At 53.9% G+C, this 17,878-nt stretch carries 13 protein-coding genes; 6 read left to right on the top strand and 7 right to left on the bottom strand.

The annotated features are described in order from the left end of the window. Positions 1-49: 49 nt before the first annotated feature. Positions 50-511, top strand: coding sequence for a hotdog fold thioesterase (locus ACWGKN_RS05285; RefSeq protein WP_452094827.1), 462 nt, complete (start codon positions 50-52; stop codon positions 509-511). A 165-nt stretch (positions 512-676) separates the two neighbouring features. Here ACWGKN_RS05285 and ACWGKN_RS05280 read toward each other — a convergent pair whose 3' ends face one another. Further along, on the bottom strand, positions 677-2,074 hold the full coding sequence (locus ACWGKN_RS05280; RefSeq protein WP_452094826.1) for an MFS transporter: 1,398 nt from the start codon (positions 2,072-2,074) through the stop codon (positions 677-679). An 80-nt stretch (positions 2,075-2,154) separates the two neighbouring features. Next, on the bottom strand, positions 2,155-3,804 hold the full coding sequence (locus ACWGKN_RS05275; protein ID WP_452094825.1) for a (2,3-dihydroxybenzoyl)adenylate synthase: 1,650 nt from the start codon (positions 3,802-3,804) through the stop codon (positions 2,155-2,157). Between the two features lie 995 nt (positions 3,805-4,799). On the opposite strand from ACWGKN_RS05275, the gene ACWGKN_RS05270 reads away from it, so the two are divergent. Both ACWGKN_RS05270 and ACWGKN_RS05265 read left to right on the top strand, forming a co-directional pair. Beyond that, the gene (locus tag ACWGKN_RS05270) at positions 4,800-6,005 is read left to right on the top strand and encodes a DDE-type integrase/transposase/recombinase (protein WP_452094824.1); all 1,206 of its coding nucleotides are present in this window, start codon (positions 4,800-4,802) and stop codon (positions 6,003-6,005) included. A gap of 1 nt (position 6,006) precedes the next feature. Beyond that, on the top strand, positions 6,007-6,846 hold the full coding sequence (locus ACWGKN_RS05265; RefSeq protein WP_452094823.1) for an ExeA family protein: 840 nt from the start codon (positions 6,007-6,009) through the stop codon (positions 6,844-6,846). A gap of 245 nt (positions 6,847-7,091) precedes the next feature. Here the strand turns inward: ACWGKN_RS05265 and ACWGKN_RS05260 are convergent, their stop codons facing one another. From ACWGKN_RS05260 to ACWGKN_RS05245, 4 genes are all read right to left on the bottom strand, one after another. Next, a complete protein-coding gene (locus tag ACWGKN_RS05260) occupies positions 7,092-8,039 on the bottom strand; it encodes a transporter (RefSeq protein WP_452094822.1) in 948 nt (315 codons plus the stop codon). Positions 8,040-8,168: 129 nt separating this feature from the next. Further along, a complete protein-coding gene (locus ACWGKN_RS05255; protein WP_452094821.1) occupies positions 8,169-9,380 on the bottom strand; it encodes an ISL3 family transposase in 1,212 nt (403 codons plus the stop codon). Positions 9,381-9,474: 94 nt separating this feature from the next. Further along, positions 9,475-10,410, bottom strand: coding sequence for a 3-hydroxyacyl-CoA dehydrogenase family protein (locus tag ACWGKN_RS05250; RefSeq protein WP_452094820.1), 936 nt, complete (start codon positions 10,408-10,410; stop codon positions 9,475-9,477). 100 nt (positions 10,411-10,510) lie between these two features. Continuing rightward, complete coding sequence (locus ACWGKN_RS05245) at positions 10,511-11,098, bottom strand: cysteine hydrolase family protein (RefSeq protein WP_452094819.1); 588 nt, start codon at positions 11,096-11,098, stop codon at positions 10,511-10,513. 446 nt (positions 11,099-11,544) lie between these two features. Here ACWGKN_RS05245 and ACWGKN_RS05240 point away from each other — a divergent pair, with 446 nt between their 5' ends. Beyond that, a complete protein-coding gene (locus tag ACWGKN_RS05240) occupies positions 11,545-13,053 on the top strand; it encodes a two-component system sensor histidine kinase NtrB (RefSeq protein WP_452094818.1) in 1,509 nt (502 codons plus the stop codon). Positions 13,054-13,063: 10 nt separating this feature from the next. After that, positions 13,064-14,407: a sigma-54-dependent transcriptional regulator gene (locus ACWGKN_RS05235; RefSeq protein WP_452094817.1), complete on the top strand. Its 1,344-nt coding sequence runs from the start codon at positions 13,064-13,066 to the stop codon at positions 14,405-14,407. 91 nt (positions 14,408-14,498) lie between these two features. Here ACWGKN_RS05235 and ACWGKN_RS05230 read toward each other — a convergent pair whose 3' ends face one another. Continuing rightward, a complete protein-coding gene (locus ACWGKN_RS05230) occupies positions 14,499-16,202 on the bottom strand; it encodes a sigma-54 interaction domain-containing protein (RefSeq protein WP_452094816.1) in 1,704 nt (567 codons plus the stop codon). A gap of 430 nt (positions 16,203-16,632) precedes the next feature. Between ACWGKN_RS05230 and ACWGKN_RS05225 the strand changes: the two genes are divergently transcribed. Then, on the top strand, positions 16,633-17,802 hold the full coding sequence (locus ACWGKN_RS05225) for a M24 family metallopeptidase (RefSeq protein ID WP_035231255.1): 1,170 nt from the start codon (positions 16,633-16,635) through the stop codon (positions 17,800-17,802). Positions 17,803-17,878 lie beyond the last annotated feature (76 nt).

Below are 17,878 nucleotides of genomic sequence, written 5' to 3'. Positions count from 1 at the left end.
CCTCCCCGACAAAGAGTGACTTCACCTGATCCCTTCAGCGAGGTACATTGTGGTCAAGAATCCAATCTGGCATGACGTTTCCCCTATCGAATTCGCCTCCACCCGATGGAAGAATTGTGCCATCGGTCATCTGGGGATCGAAATGGTCGAGGCGGGCGACGATTTTCTCAAGGCCCGGATGCCGGTCGACGAGAGGACCCGCCAGCCGGCGGGACTCCTGCACGGCGGGGCCTCGGTCGTTCTCGCCGAGTCGCTGGCCTCCTGTGCCGCCGCCTTTACGATCGACCGCAGCAGACAGCACTGCGTCGGTCTGGAGATCAATGCCAACCACGTCAGGTCGGTAAAGGAAGGATATGTCGTCGGGGTCGTCACCCCACTGCATATCGGCCGCACGACCCACATCTGGCATGTCATGATCACCGATCAGCAGGATCGACTCGTCTGCGTGTCAAGGGTCACCATGGCGGTTCTGGACAACCCCGCTGCGCCAGAAGGCACCAGCGTCGGGTGATGGTTGCAGGCCCCTCAAAAGGACAAATTCGCAAACGTTAAAAACACAGATCTCCATCACTGTGTTTTTAACGTAAGCTCCTGTTTCAAGATGTGAAAAAAATGCTGCGGCAACAGTCAAACTGTGGTTGTCCCCCGGAAGAGCCGGGGGACAACCTGATGGCAATCAGGATTTATCGCCCATCAGCTTCTCGTGAATGATCTCGAGACCTTCCTGTTTCACGTTGACCTGGTACATTATGACCAGGGCGGCACAAAGGAAGCTGGGGATGGCGAAGACAACGAAGTATTGACTGAATGTCAGGCCCCACATCTGCATGTAGCCGCCCAGGAGCGGACCGACAATCGACCCCAGCCTGCCGACCGTGAGAGCCCAGCCCACGCCTGTGGAACGTATATGGGTGGGGTATACCTCCCCGCTCACCACGTGCTGGGCTATCTGCGATCCGATGACAAACACCCCTGTTGCTGCACCGACGAGATACAGGCTTATGTTGCCGGTAACGATTCCGAACATCCAGATGGCGACACCGCCTGCCAGATAGGCCACGATAAGACCGGATTTTCGGCCGAAACGGTCCATCAGGTAACCGAGCAGAAATCCTCCTGCAGATGCTCCCAGGGCCTGAACAAAGCCAAAGCTATAGCTCTTGACCATGGAAAATCCGGACTTGACCAGCAGTGAAGGGAGCCAGGTGGCAAGACCGTAGACGACCAGCAGGTTGCAAAAGTAGGTGGCCCAGATCAGGATGGTCATGACCGCCAGGCGGGGGCTGAAAAGTTCCTTGAAACCGCCGGCAGGCGGGGTGGCAGGCAGGGCGAAGTCCGCCGTTCCCCACTCCTGATGGTCAAGTCCTGCGGCATTCTCCATCCTACGTATCTCTTTGACGGCCGATTCAATCTTTCCTTTTGAGACGAGAAAGCGGATAGATTCGGGCAGATAAAAAACTAAAACGGGCAGGAAGAGGATTGGTAAAAACCCGAAAAGCAAAGGCAGCCGCCACCCGTAAGTGGGGATTATCAGCATCGCGATCAGCCCCGCTACGGCCCAGCCGAAGGTGAAGCCTCCGAACATTGCCGTCACTGCCTTTGCCCGGATGCGGGCAGGAGCGAACTCGGAGACCAGGGTAATGGCAAGGGGCATGGCGCCGCCCATACCCAGGCCGGCGAGGAAGCGGAGGATACAGAATATCTTGAAATTGGGAGCCCAATAGGCGGCACCGCTGAAGATGGTGAAAATAGCGAGGCAGATAAGCAGCCCCCCTTTACGGCCGATCTTGTCGGCGATCATGCCGAAGCCGGCCGCCCCTATCATAAGGCCAAGGAAGCCATAAGAGGCTATGGAACCAGCCGTCACGGGCGTCAGGTTCCACTCTTTCATCAGATGCGGCATGATGTAGGCAATAATCTGCGAGTCATAGCCATCGAAGATCAGAACCATACCGGCTAAAGTAAAGATAAGGGCATGCAATCGATTCAATTGCAATTCGTCACACCACTGGATGATGGTGGTCGAAGGTCCAGTCTGTATCTTTTTCGTTTTATCTGGCGGCTGCATAGTCATCCTTGTTCCCCTTTCTCATATTCCAATATCATGGCCCGGCCCGGTCAGGCCGGGCCGATCTGATTGCCTCTCGCCAATTTTCACTGCGCTTGGAGTTTCTCCGCGATCATGGTTCTCAAAGACACCTTGTTCAATTTACCAACATTGGTCAGCGGCATGGACTCGAGCAGTTCAAGGCGCTCGGGCAACTTGAACTTGGCGATCCGCCGCTCTTCCAGCAGAAAGCGATTCAATTCGGCCAAGGTTAGCTCCTTGCCTGGCTTGAGCACTACGAATGCACACATCCTCTCGCCCAACACCGGGTCCGGCATGGCTACGCAGGCACAAATATCTATCTGGGGTGCGGCGAGAATGTGGTTTTCTATCTCTTCTGCGCTGATCTTTTCTCCGCCTCGATTGATACAATCCTTCAACCTGCCCTCCACAATCACATTACCGCTGGGATGCAGCCGGACCAGATCGCCGGACTTGTAGAAGCCATCAACGCTGAAGGATTTAGCGTTGTGCTCCGGAGAACGATAATAGCCCCGAATGGTGTGGGGTCCCCGGCACCATAGCTCGCCTATCTCTCCGGGCTTCACATCCTCCTCGCTTACCGTGTCCACTATTCTGAACTCGTCGCCCGGGGATTGCGGACGCCCCTGGGTGGTAAAGCGCACCTCATCGGGATCATCAAGGCGGGTCCAGAAGAGTGGCCCTTCCGCCATTCCGAAGACTTCTTGGACATCGCAGCCAAGCTCCGGCCTTATGCGCATGGCAACCTCGGGGTTGAGCTTCTGGCCGCCGGTGAGGATCATGTCCAGCGACCCGATATCGTAACCGTTTCGATCCGGGTAATTGAGCAGCGCGATGATCAAGGCCGGAACTGCGGTCCAGTGGGTGGCCCGATAGCTGGCGATCAACTCCAAAGCGGACTGTGGAGTAAGTGAGTCACTCAATATTTCACAACCGCCACGCGAGGCCAATCCCATGAATCCGGGGCAGGCAATGGCAAAGTTGTGCTGCTGGGGAATGGCCAGCAGCATGATGGTACTTTCGTTCAGGTCGCAGATTTCGGCGCTACACAGGAAGTTGTAGGCGTAATCGTTGTGTGTTCTCGGTATGAGCTTCGGTATACCGGTAGTCCCACCCGACAACTGGAATACCGCCGGCTGGTCGGGATCGGGGCGAGGCAGGATCCCGGTATCGATATGTTCTTCTATGGGGTCTGCCAGCAGTTTATCCAGGGAGTGGAAACCCGGTCGGGGCTCACCGCCGGTTACCAGGACCAGGTCGAGGGAGGGGGTTTCACGCATGATGTTTTCGGCCATCTGCTGCTTATCTGTCTTGTGGTATACCGATGATATCGCTATTCCTTTCGCCTCGGCATGTTTGGCAAAAAAGCCGATCTCGGCCTCCTGGTGAGGAGGGAGGGCCATGATGGGGATACCGCCGGCCTTGAGGATGGCGAAATAGGCCAAGAGCACTTCCGGCTGATTCGGAATTTGCAGAATCACTCGATCATAGAGCTTCAGTCCGAGAGCATTGAGATGGAGAGCCAGCCGGGTAACCAGCTTCCCGAATTCCCGGTAGCTATAGGTTCGACCATCTTTCGCCGAGATCAACAATGTGTTGGATGCAAAGCGCTCGAAGCATTCATCCATGACTTCGCTGATGGTCTTGTCCAGCCAATACCCTTCCTTACGGTAACGTTGAGCGAATTCAGACGGCCAGGGAACGAAACCTTCCATACCTTTCTCCTTTCATTGCCTCCACCGGAAGCCGGCGAAGAACGTTGAATGTGGTTAAATGCGCATTCCGACCTTGTTTGCGTTTGGTCAGATGCGCACTCCTGCCTCGTAAAGCCTTCAGTAGAACCTAAGAGACGGCGAGCGATCCTTCCGACTTGGGGCTCGCGAAATACATTCGGAAACTGATTTTGGGTCATTCTGCCCATTCCATGGAACTTGTTATGGACGTGTAGTGTTCGACGCCTTTGAAGAGTAGAATAAGCAAACTTTATGCCACATAATATTTCTTGTTTTATCAGTATGATATATTTTTAAGACCAGATTTTTTGAAACTATTTTTCAATATGCTTTGAATATATTCTACAATTGAAGCAGATGATTGCCATGCGGAGAATGGGGCTTGATGGCCAAAGGAATATCCCGGTCCGTAGAAGCCGGGACAATATGAAGTGGGAATTCAAACCGGTTGCAGGGGAAATCCTGCCAGAGAGAGAAGGCTCTCGGAGTTGTTGAGCTGATGCTGGATGGAGATGACGTTAAACTGCATGACGCTGGACATCTGCCCGATGCGATGACTGAGCAGATGTCCACGATTGAAATTGCCTAGAAATCCGGAGTCAGAATAATCCGTTTTTCAGGGGACGTGTGATGTGCCTCCTCGAATGCTTCCCGGATGGTGTATGTCGGCCATCAGAGAGCAAAGCCAAGCGAGATGTACTCGGATCTTCGGTCTAAGCCGCGGGGTTGTCAAACGTCTGGTCGCTCTGGGAGCCAAGTTTCTGCCATGGTTCGACCATGAAAAGAAGATCGCCGGCCGGGGACCTGATCCTGACGCAATTCTACTCCTCTCATGGCCTGATTTCACCAGGGATTTCTCGCAAAGCTTGTACCCGAAGAGGTGGCTGATGCACGCGCCAACACAATAATTACCTATCTGTTTTCAGTAAGATATGGTGTCATAGCCGGGTTTTTCAACCTTTAACCCGGAGACATCCATGACAACAGAAAAAACAGACCAAGCCGTATGGCGATACGGCATCATCAGCCGTCTTCTTCACCCGAATGAAGAGGATGCAACCCTGCAAAACGAGCTCACCCGACTTTCCTCACGATCCTTTCGCAAACCGGACGGGAGAACTGTAACCTTTTCACCGGAGACCCTTCGGAAATGGCTCTATCGCTACCGACACGGAGGTCTTCCTGCACTGGAGGATTCGCCAAGGAAAAACCTCGGCAGCCACAACTCCGTTCCGAAAAAACTCGAAGACCGCCTTTTCGAGTTACGCGGAGAGCATCCACGATGGACTCTGGCCCGTCTTCTCAGTCAACTGATCAACGAGAAGCTTTGGGATATGGTAAATCCCTCCCGTGCAACCCTCTACCGCTTCGCGGCGACCGCAAATCTGCACCGTGACCCGCATCTCGAAACCGACCCGCCGGCAAGGGCCTTTGCCCATCAGGATTTTGGCCAGCTCTGGACCGCCGATTTCCTCCATGGTCCAAAGATCAGGGTGAATGGTCAGAAACGCAAAACCTACCTGCATGCCATCATCGATGATGCCACCCGCCATGTGGTTCATGCCGGTTTTTTCCTCGCCGAGGATACCGAGGTGATGATGCGGGAACTCATGGCCGCCGTCAAGATCCACGGCAAGCCGATCCGTTTCTACACCGACAACGGCGCCTGTTATGCCAGCCACCATCTGAAATTTGTCTGTGCCACTCTCGGTATCCATCTTATCCATACTCCACCAGGGAAACCCCGCGGCCGTGGCAAGGTCGAAAGATTTTTCCGCCGGGTCCGAGACCAGTTCCTCGACGGCGAAACGCCCGTCGCCCATACCCTCGACGCTATCAACACCGCACTGCAGAAGTGGCTCTCACTCTATCACAAATCTGTGCACAGTTCACTTGGTGTCTCCCCTTTGCAGCAACGGCTCAGCCGCCCGAGCGCTTGCAAAATGCTGCCGGAGGCCATCGATATTGAACCATTATTCCGCATGAAACGTCGCTGCCGAGTCTATCTCAACAGCACTATCCGCATAAAGAAATGCAGCTATGAGGTGATCGATGCCCTCCCCGGTGAGAGGGTCGATGTCTGGTTCATGCCCCGGGATACCAGCCAAGTCTGGTACGGACCCGAGATGAAACCGGCCAAACCGGTCGATCGCCACCAAAACGCCCAAAAAACAAGGAGCTGATATGTCACGTTTTACTGAAATTCCCGGGAAATCGCCCATGGGCGATTTCTTTGGCTGGAAACACCATCCCTTTGCCGACACCTATGGACAACGGCATCTCTTTCTGCCTGATCGGGACAATAAACACAAAGAGACCATCGAACGATTACTGCATACCGGCAAAAGCCTCGCCCTCTGCGGTCCCTCCGGCTCCGGCAAAACCACCCTCGTCCATGCCCTGCTCCATGAACTTGACAAGAACGCCTACCGCTCCGTCCTCATTCCCTATGCCGGGCACTCAAGAAACGGCATTACTCGAATCCTCGCCGAATCCCTCGGCGTCGATACCAAAGGCCGGGGGGTTCCGTTGATTGCCAGGACCCAGCAACATATCGAAGCGATGATCGACGGCGCCAATCCTCGTCATCCAGTGATCGTCGTCGATGATGCCCAGAGGCTCGAAAATGACTCCCTTTGGGATCTCTGCTCTCTGCTTTTTCAAACGGCCAAGCCGACTGCTGCCGCTTCCCTTTTGCTCGTCGGAGATGAAACCCTGGCCAAAAGACTGGATCTCCATATCCTGGCCCCCATTCGTTCACGACTCACAGGCATCATCAAAACCCAGTTTATGAATGAGAACGAAACCCGGTTGTTTATCGAGCATCGCCTAAAAAACGCCGATGCCTCTCCAGTGCTTTTTGACAAAGATGCCGTAGAAATCATTGCCGCCTTCACCAGGGGTAACCGACGTACCCTCATGAATACCGCAACAATGGCTCTTGAAGAAGCATACTATCTCGAAGAAAAAACCATCTCCGCCAGTACGTTCTACAACTCGGAATGGTTCAACGAATCCGAGTGAAACGGAGGCGGACGCGAGGGGACTCCGCCGCCAAGGGATAACTCGGTGCGGTAGACTGCTGTCTACACACAACAACCGGTTGGAGTGATCCGACCGGCTGTCTTGTTTGGATATTGGCTGGCAAGGTTTCTTGAGATAATTACTGGATTTGTTTGTGAGAATCTACAACTATACACTTCGCACGGTGTTTTCTGTGTACTGATCAAACAGCGTTGTTCGATCACGCTGTTTGATCAGCCATTGTTTTAGAAACTCCAGATTTTACCCAACTTGATTTCCAACCGGATGTCGTCCGTTGCTGTCGCTACGTCATAATCCCTCACTATCGGAAAATATAGACCAGCGCCCAGCCAAACTTTCCATTTTGGGATGACATAGTTCATCGTGGGACCGACATATACTTCCGTACTGCCATTCTGAATGTTAATACCGTTTCTTTCCCAATCCCGGCAATTCTCGGCCGTGAATTCCAATCCCATATCGAATGTTGGATTAAAAACATATTTATAACCACCGGTTATGCTCCAGACTGTGTCTTTTTTCACATCCTGATTACCGGTTTCCGTAGGTTGGACAATTCCCAAGTCTACGTCGACACGGTGATTGGGGTGCCAAATCTTTGTTATTCCCATTTTGGCAGTATATGACCAGACATCACCGCCCACAGGATGTTCTGGTCCTTCTTGGCCGGTGGGCATGTTGACGCCAAACGTCATGTTAAAGCTCAGGGGATCTCCAAGTCTTTGCAGGAATGGGGCATAAGTTGCACCAAGAAAGAAATCCGTAGATCCGTCAATATGATCCGATCCAAAAGGCCCGTATGCATCACGATCCATATCGATGTATCCAGGCACAAAGATGACTTCGAGGTGATCTGTCAGGCCATATCGCAGCTTCAATATATACAGTTCCTGCTCCATTGTTCTGGCACCAAAACCTGCATCTTCAACAATGTCATCCTTGTCCCGATAGGAATAGCTCAGGGTGCTCAACAGCACTCCCTTAGGCACGATGGTTCCACCGGTGTGGGCGGCACTGACAGGTGTTCCACTCATCGGAGCCATCTTTTTGACATTTTCCGGTTGGGATGGAACATTCTGTGCTGTATCGTCTGCAGCTAAAGCCTGTGTTCCTGCCATGCTGGACATAAGCACACCATAAAACAAAATTTTTTGAAATTGCCTACTCTTCATCTGTTCCTCCTTCTTTCCTTTGTTTGAAAAATGAGCAGCAGTTATAAGTGGAATCCCTGCCTGGTTTTATGCCGCCAATTCAACCATCGGCAGCATCACGGCTATGCATCGTCAGAAGTACCTTCTGGTTCATCCGACTAAAGCGTACCTGGATTCATGAAGGGCATAGATTTTCAGTTTGAAAAACTCCATATCCCGAAAACCATATGCCTGTTTTTGCAATGTCTTGATCTTGTTGTTGGTCCCTTCCAGTGGACCTGTTGAAATCGGAAAATCGAAGTAGGCGAGGATCCCTTCCCGATGATCGTCGAGAGTTTGGGCAAATTTGTGCAACATGGGAACATCTGAGGCTCTGGCCCTGGCAATCCAGTCATCCAGAAATGTTTCGGCAGCCGGTTTATCCGGACATTGCCACAACTGCCGGAGATCTTCCTTGAGGTAATAGGCTGTGGCAAGGGAACTGTTCAGGCGCAATGCCTCTTCCAGTCGCTGTTGTTCATTGTGGTCCGGGGAAAGACGTTCCGGTTTCTTCAACAGCAGCCAACGGGTGCCTTTGAGGACCTTCTTGCCGGCGGTCTCGGCCTGTCGCTGCAGTTCCCGGCGAAGTTTGGACAGTTTGTCGTTGAACAGTTTGACGAGATGAAAATGGTCAAAGACGATGACTGCCTCGGGCAGGTTGGTCGATACCGCGGTTATATAGGCCGGCGACATATCGATAGCCACAGCCCTGATTTTCGCCCTGGCCCTTTTCACGCGTTTCCAGAACGGTGCAAGGCTGTCAGCGCCTTTGCCGTCTCCGACAAAGACCACAGCACCGGAGAGAAGGTCGAGCACCACGGTGAGATACCGATGTCCCTTGCCGATGGCGATCTCATCGATGGCGATCAACTCCAGATGCTTCAAATCCGGCCGGGAAAAGCGGCTCGAGAGGTATGTCCGCAGAACTTCTTTGACGGTGTCCCAGCCTATCCCGAGGTGTCGGGCAACATCGCGAATGGTCATACGCTTCGACAGTTCAACGACATAGCGCTGAAATGCCCTGGTATATGTGCGCCGGGCATCGGCAAAACCAAGGGTGATCTGGCGGACGATGCCGCAGGCTCGGCACATGACTCTTGGCACCTGCAGTTTGAGGTACACCTGCTTGCTCCCGATCGGCAGGGTATGGAACCATCGAAGGACGGTTCCCTTGCGTATGACCTGAATCCCTTTGCAGCACGGGCATCGCAAAGAAGTCGGATCCTTCTCGATGCTGAAGACAAGATCGCCTTGCTGATATTCAGTCCTGGTGTAGCGGTAGCCGTAAATGCCGAATCCATGGTACAATATGCTCGTGGACATACTTCCACCTCCTTTATCAGTTGATGAGGATCACTGTTAAAGAAGGAATATGTCCACATTTTTATTTGGAAAGTACGCTTCAACCGGATGAACCTTATTTAATGTGTTCCAGCATGTCGTCAACATTGTCAACCAGGTAGTGCGAGACATCTCTGGCTTTAGGGTTCCTTGGATCGCTCCAATCGTAAAAGCCCTTTCCTGTGCTGGCTCCGTGTTCGCCGTTTTGGACCATCCTCATGAGCGTCAGCGGCGGGTAGAGTCGCGGGTCGTTGGAGGCTTGATACATCTGGAGCGCAACGCGGAGCATGGTCGGAGCTGTCACGAAATCGTGGAGTTTGAAGGTGCCCTGCGGGTGTCCGAGGCTGGTGTTGAGGCCGATGTCGCCGTCTTCCACCTTGATTTTACCTTGTTCAAGCAACCTGACAGCATCCAGCATCTGCGGCATCAGGAGCCGGTTGACCCAGAACCCGGGGATGTTGGGGGCGAGGAAGGGAGACTTCTTCATACTGAGCAGGGTCTGACGGGTAAACTCCACCGTTTCAGCGCTGGTTTTTGCTCCCGGCACCACCTCCACGCCCGGCATGAGCGGCACGGGATTCATGCCATGGGTAACGATCGCGCGGTCGGGCCTTCCGCAAGCGTCTGCCATCGGGTCGATGTCCAGACTGCTGGTGTTGGACCATAGGACCACCTTGTCTGAAAGCTGCGGCATGAAATCAGCCAGAACCGTGCACTTGAGCTTCAGATCTTCGAATATCGCCTCCAAGAAGACGTCACAATCATTGACCGCAGCGATGAACGCATCTTTGTCCTCGTGGATGGTGATGTGCGAAGTGGTGTTGGCGATGAAGTCGGGATCGTCGTTCTTGAATTTCTTGGCGGCGGTGGCGGCCATCTTCTCGCAACCGGGGATCACCCCGGTGAGCCCTTTGGTGTTGGCGTCGAAACAATGCACATCATGGCCATTCATGGCGAATTGCGTGATCCACCCCCTGCCCATGATTCCGGTTCCCAGTACGGCAAACTTCATCTTCTGCTCCCTTTGGTGTTGTAGAGGTTTGTTTTCCACCTGACCCCTATCTCTGAATGGAGTCAGGTTTTTTATCTATGGATCAGTCGTGTCGTCGGTTTCAACCGCCGGAAGGCCCCCAAGAGCCTTGCTCCCAAGCATTTTGCAACGCCTCGGCGGTTGCTACCCGCAGCCGGGGCCACAGCACCGTCTTGCGGTACAAATCAAGACAGGATTGGTGAACCTCGGGCACAGGCGCGGCGCAGACATCTTCCACGATTACAGTGTTAAAGTCATGTTGCAATGCATCCAATACGGTGGAGAGGACACAAAAATTGGTCGTGATGCCAGTAACGGCCAGCGTGTCGAGGCCTAGCGTATGGAGAGTCTGGTCCAAATCGGTTTTATAGAAAGCTGAAAAACGCCGCTTGGGCAGGATGTGGTCCCCGGGCTGGGGGGTCAATTCGGGAATCACCGATGCCCCGGGAGTACCGCGTAGAGAATGCGGCTGCAAACAGCTTTCAAAAATTGCGTCTCCGGGCAGGAAGCTATCGTTGGCGAAGATGACGGGTATGCCAGCTGCGCGGCATTTACGCAACAGTGCCACCAGCGCCGGCACGATCGCCATCCCCTCACGTTCGACAGCAGCATGTTTTCCTGTCTTCAGATTGTCTACTAACATGTCTATGACTGCGATTGCTAATTTCACGGCATCTCCTTGTGAAAATGCGTCGAGATCATTTGAGATACCGCTTGTGACCCCAATGCATTGCTGCTGTAACCGTACAAATAACTCCATCTATGCAAACGGAGCAGAAAAGCGCATCGGGTTGTTCCCGATCTGTTGTGGAATTTTGTTGGTCGACTCTTTTGCCAAGGTGTAAAGCAAATTTCATGCCATAACAATATCTCATGTTTTGTCAGGATATTATCTTTTTCATGTCAGGTATATTTGAAATATTTTTTCACTATGATGAAAAATAAACTTCAATCGGGCTATGTGGTTGTCGGGCGGAGAATGGAAGTGTATAGTATCCTCCTTGAGCACGAGCAATTGAGCCGCCGGTCAGGGATTTATCCTTCATCTCTCTTTCCTTGAACGAGCTTCCACAGCTCACGCAGGTCCTGTGTATACGTTCAATTATGGAGCCCGAAATGGATACAAAGGAGTTCTTCCAGCAGCACCATGAACGGATCGTGGATATATGGTTCCGGTCGCTCTCCAACGACCGCACTACCCGCTATCATCGCGAACCGTCTCAGGATCTTCGGGCCTTCCTGAACCGAGCAGCGGTAGCCTTCCGCCACGTCATGCTCCATGACGACTGGACCGACTTAAAAGAGTTCATTATTCAAATAGCCCAGAAGAGGTTTAATGCAGGATTCAAGGTATCGGAGGTGCAGAAGGCCTTTGAGTTCTACCGGCAAACCCTGATTACACTGCTGTTTGCCGATCTTGAATTAGAGAAATTGGAGCCAATACTCATTAAACTTCAAAAATGTATGGTTTTTACCATCACTCAATTTTCAGAATATTTTCAAGGCATCCACGAAAATTTCCTGCGCAACCATAACAACATCCTCGAACATGAGATCAAGGCCCGGACTCGTGAGATCGCCGAGTCCAGGGAGAAGTACAAAACTCTTGTCGAAGATATCAACGACGGTTTCTTTGTTCTGGCTGAGGACCGCGTAGTTTTTGCCAATCGTTCCTTCGCCCGCATGCTCGGGTATGAACTCGATCAGGTGCTCCAGACCAGCTATCTGAATTTCATCGCTGAGGAGCACCGGGAAGTCGCTCGAGGGGCATACGAGCTAAGCCTCGAAAACGGCAACATACCGACCAGGTATGAGTTTTTGCGTCTCTGCAGGGATGGGAGCAAACTGCCGACCGAAATCATGGCCAAGAGAACCATGTTCGGAGACCAGCCGGCCGATATCGGGATTTGGCGTGACATCAGTGAGCGGGTGGATCTGGAAAAACGCACCAGGGAGACGGAGAAGCTCAAGGCCCTTGCCCAGCAGGCAATCGCCCTTGCCCATGAAGTGAGAAATCCTCTCTCCACGGTGAGGATGAATCTCCAGATGTTTTCCCGGTCCGAGCAGGATCCCAAATGTCTGCGGCTTCTTGAGGCCAGCCTCGCCGAAGTGGACCGGATAGAGAGAAGTCTCAAGGACATGCTGGATATAAGCTTTCCGCTGCGACTGAACTGGCAGTCGGTGGATCTCAGGCAATTGCTTGCTCACTGTCTGGAGAGCATGCGTCAGCGCCTGGCCGGCAATCAGGTGAGAGTTTCCCTCAGGCAGTATCGTCATGTTGCAGTGATCAAGGCGGATCCCCATCGTTTGGAGCAGGCACTGATCAATCTGCTCTTCAATGCCGTTGAAGCTCAACCGACCGGGGGTAGAATAGCAATTTCCATCCGGCCTCAAAACGAAGGGGCGGAGGCATGGGTCGAGATAGTGATATCGGATCAAGGCCCGGGTGTGCCCAAGGAAATGCTGCCGTACCTCTTTGATTCCATGTTCAGTCAAAAAATCAGCGGCAACGGGTTGGGCCTGCATAATGTGAAACGCATCATCGAGGCGCACGGCGGATCGGTGCGGGCGAAGCTGAACCAGCCACGGGGTATGGGTTTCCATCTCCGCTTGCCGGTGAAGTGAGATAATGTTCATGCGAGTTCTCATCATAGATGATCAGGCCTCCCTTCTGGAGTCGATGCGAGAGTTTTTCGAAGGGCGCGGATGGGAGGTTTCCACCGCCCTGCGAGGAGGCCAGGCTTTGGAGATGGCCCACAGCCTCAATCCTTCGCTGGTGGTCCTGGACCTGAGGCTTCCTGACATGGACGGGCAGCGCGTCCTGGAGCAATTGAGGCGGGAGATGCCGGGCACTCAGGTGATTGTGGTCACGGCCTTTCAGGACATGGAGAACACCATCTGCTGCATCAAGCTCGGAGCGTTTGATTTTATTCACAAGCCTATAGATATCAACGAACTGGACGCTGCTCTGGATCGTTTTGCCAAAGTCAGCGTTGCCCAGAAATCGCAGCAACAACCCGATCCGGCAACTTTCAACCGTTCTTCCGAGGGGAACTCGTACATTGTGGGAAAGAGTAAGTCCATGAAAGAGGTCTTCAAAAAGATCGCCATGGTTTCGGACTCCAAGGTCACGGTGTTGATCCAGGGGGAGAGCGGTACCGGCAAGGAACTGATTGCACGGGCCATCCACTATCAGGGCTCCTTCCAAAAACTGCCATTCATGGTTGTCGATTGCTCCACATTGGTGGATACGCTTACTGAAAGTCAACTTTTCGGCTATGAGAAGGGTGCCTTCACCGGGGCTGATATCACTCGCAAAGGTACGCTCGAACTGGCCGGGGAAGGCACGATCTTTTTCGATGAAATCGGAGAACTACCGCTGCGACTTCAAAGCAAACTGTTGCGGTTTTTACACGAGAAGGAATATGCGAGGGTGGGAGGCAGTGAGCTCATGCATTCCGATGCCCGCATCCTGGCCGCCACAAACCTGGATTTGACCCGGATGGCCTCCGAGGGGCATATGCGGACGGATCTTTTATACCGCCTGCAAGTGGTGACGATTCACGTTCCGCCGCTCCGCAACCGCCGCTCCGACATTCCTCTTTTAGCCTGCCATTTTCTCGATAAGATTAGTCGCAAGTTTAATATATCTGTCAAGACCCTTACATCAGGGGCGATGACCCAGTTGGAAAACTACTCCTGGCCCGGGAACGTCAGGCAGCTCGAGAATTGTCTGACCAGAGCGGCGGTATTGACCAAGGCCTCGGTGCTCACCAATCAGGACATAATGAATGCCTTATCGGAAACGCAGGGAGAGTTCTCGAAAAATGTATCGTTCAAGACCTTGGCAGAGGTGGAAAAAGAGCACATTCTCAACGTACTCGCGAGTAAGAACGGACACTTGGGAGAGGTATGCCAGACTTTGGGTATCAGCAGGCCCACTCTCAGGACCAAACTGCGTCTGTACGATTATGAATAGGAAAGAGAAAGATAGGTTGCCACTTTTGACGGTTCTTTCCCATTAACTGAAGTTGAGAGTAGCTTGCCAATCACCTTACGGAGACGGCATATCAATCCGCCCCAACTCTCGACCACTCACCGTTCGGTGCATCGTTCTTATAGTTGAAGTCGATACCAAGCCGTGCCATCTTTTTGTATAACGCGGTACGATGGATACCGAGCAGGCGTGAGGTGAAGGCTCGATTTCCTTCCGCTGCCTGGAGGGCCGACAGGATGGCATTGCGTTCGGCCTGATCGAGTTGCTCTTCCAATGTCCCTGAAATTCCGGTTCGGCTCCGCCCTTTGTTGAGTGTCGAAGGCAGATGATGCGGTTCTATTGTCTGCCCTTGCGCTTTCCAGGTCATCTGTCGCATAAGGCCGCGCAATTCCCGCACATTCCCGGGCCAGTTATGATGCGTCAGAATCTGTGACGCTTCCTCGGAAATTTTCAGCATCGGCAACTGTTCCCGACGGGAGACCTCCGCCAGGAAGTGGCGCGCCAACAGCGGGATGTCTTCCGGTCGTGACCTGAGTGGAGGAATGTCGATCGGGAACTCGTTGATACGATAATACAGGTCGCTGCGGAACTTTCCTGATTTGGCGAGAGTGAACAGATCGCTGTTGGTCGCGGTTACCAGACGAAAATCGACAGGCAGGGGGGTCGTGCCGCCAAGGCGATCTATCTTGCGCTCCTCGAGGGCGCGCAGCAATTTGGCCTGGCTTTCGAGGGGCAGTTCTCCCACTTCGTCTAAAAACAGGGTCCCGCCGGATGCGAGTTCAAATTTTCCTGGTTTCCCTTTTTTCTTGGCGCCACTGAAGGCTCCCTCCTCGTAACCAAAGAGCTCTGACTCAATCAGATCACCGGGGATCGCACCGCAGTTGATTGCGATGAACGGCCCCTTGTTTTTATTCGAGGCCTCATGGATGGCCTGGGCGAAGAGCTCTTTCCCCGTTCCGCTTTCTCCCAGGATGAGAACCGTGGCAGAAGAGTCAGCGATACGGCGCGCCTGTGCGATAAGACTCAACATGGCCGGGTTATTCGAGAGGATATCGTCAAACGTGTAGAGATGACCGCGCATCTCGTCCAGCAAAGTTTCATAGCGTTCGACCTGTAACTCGACGGCACGCACCCTGCTCGCCAGTTTCTCCAATTGATCGGTGTTCTGGAACAGGATTTTTCCGACCGCGCCGATCACTTTATTATCTTTTTTGATCGGAAGATTGACCGTGATCTTTGTCCTGCCCTGCAGGTCCACAATCTGGGCATTATCGGCAATACCGGTACGGGCCACCTCCGCCAAACGACTGGCAGGGGCGAAGGATGACAGCGCGATTCCTGCCCCCTCCCCCATCTTAAGTTTCAACCATCGTTCATTTTCAGCGCTGAGGAAGGTCACGTTGCCTTCCGTGTCGACAACCGTCAGGCCCTCGTAAGGATTGTTCAGCACCATCCGAACCATTTCTTCATTGGTGGATGATTCCCCGTAGGGACCCAACAGCTGGTCCGCCATCCTGAGCCGCCGAAAAACCAGGATCTCGGCGGTCTTTCTACCTGCTGCCTGGACAAACCAGTCTCTACCCCAGAAAAGCCATTGCCCCGGATCCAGACGGCATAATTCATCCGGCAGTTGAGAACCTTCTTTGATTTTCAGATCTTCAGGGCCCACAAAGTCCGGGTTCAGGGCAGTCACTCGACCTGACTGGTCGAGGAAGAGAATACCGCATCTGCAATAGCCGGCTTTCCGGATCAAGGTTGTTGCCGATGATGTATCCATTGATCGTCAGTCTCCTGCTGGGAACGCCCTGATGCATATCCATTTCAGAGCTGATTCGGGCCATATATGTATACGCTCGTCTACAGGTTCACAACGTAGCAAATCACTTTTCATTTGTATAGGGAATCTGCAGTTCAGCGTTTCATAACCACCCAGCCCTCAAGGCGGGTGGCGGTTTGTTGACCTCTCTGGAGGGGGTCGACCTTTCACAATGCGGCATTTTTCGAAGGTACAACAGCCTCGTCACAGAGTCCCTCAAGCTCAAAATCGGCCTGGAATTTTCGGCATTTCGGCTGCCACCGGTCACCAATCCGAAGAGTGGTACAATCAATTGCAGAACTTGACGCAGACAACCGGGCTGAAGTATGAGCTAAAGAAAACGGTTCTCTTTCGAGGAAGTCAAGATGGTTGATGGGCAGAGGAGATTAGGATGCTGATCGTTCCGGAGAATGAAATACGTGCAAGGGTAAAATCACTGCGAGCCCGGTTGTCGACCCGTGGGCTTCGGGGGGCCCTCTTCACCGCCCGGGTGGACCGGTTCTACCTTTCCGGCACGGTGCAGGAGGGGATTCTCTGGGTCGGTGCCGAGGAGGATCCCCGGCTGTTCGTGCTCCGCGACACTGATCGGGCCCGGTCGGAAACCCCGCTGGAGGTTGTAGCGGTCTCCGGCTGGCGTGACCTGTGGAATCAAGTCCGGGACCTCGTCGGGGCGGGGAGGATCGGCCTGACTCTCGATGTGCTCAGTGTTGCCCATCTGCGCCACCTGGGACTCGACTACCTTCATGCCGTGACCGACATCAGTCCGGATCTCTTGGCACTGCGCCTCCGGAAAAGCCCCTGGGAGATTGGCCGTCTCGAGGAGACCGGCAGGGTCGCGGCCGCCGTTTTTCGCCACGCGGCGGAGATCCTGCGGCCAGGGATGACCGAAGCGGAATTTGCAGGGCTGCTCTTCGCCCACGCGATGAAACACGGCCACGAGGGACTGCTTCGTACCCGTGGCAGTTTCGAGGCCTACTCCTGGCATGTCCTGTCGGGGCCCAACACCGCCCGTCCCGGTGCCGTCGATACGCCGATGTCGGGAGAGGGCCTGTCGCCGGCCTTTCCCTGGGGCGCCGGACGACGGGAAATCCAACGCGGGGAACCGGTGATCGTCGACTTCGGGGTAAGCCTTTTCGGTTATCAGACCGACCAGACCCGCACGTTCTGCGTCGGGCCGGCGCCCGACTGGCTCCTGGAGGGCCACGCCCGGGTCCTCGAGGTATACCGGTCAATGGTGGCGACACTCCGGGAGGGGGCGATTGCCGGGGAGGTGTTCGCCCGGGGGGAGGAGCAGGCGGAGTCCCTGGGGTTATCGGGCTATCTCGGCCGCCCCGGGCATCGCTGCCGTTTCGTGGGGCACGGGGTAGGCCTGGAAATTGTCGAGCCGCCATTGATCGCCCAGGGGGTGAAGGAGGTGTTGCAGCTCTGCTCGGCCGTAGCCCTCGAGCCCAAGGCAATCATCGCCAATCTTGGCGGAGTCGGGGTGGAGGATACCCTGCTCCTCGACGACACCGGTGTCCGCCCCCTTGCTCCGATCCCCCTGGAATTGATCCGGGTCTAACGAACCCTTTGTGCTCCCAGGCCTTGACATTCTCCCCCAACCCAGATGGTATGATTCAGCTGGAAGTTGAGAACCT

This window comes from Desulfoprunum sp., assembly GCF_053613775.1.
Note: the sequence above shows the minus strand (reverse complement) of the source record. Positions and strands in the feature narration are given on the sequence as shown.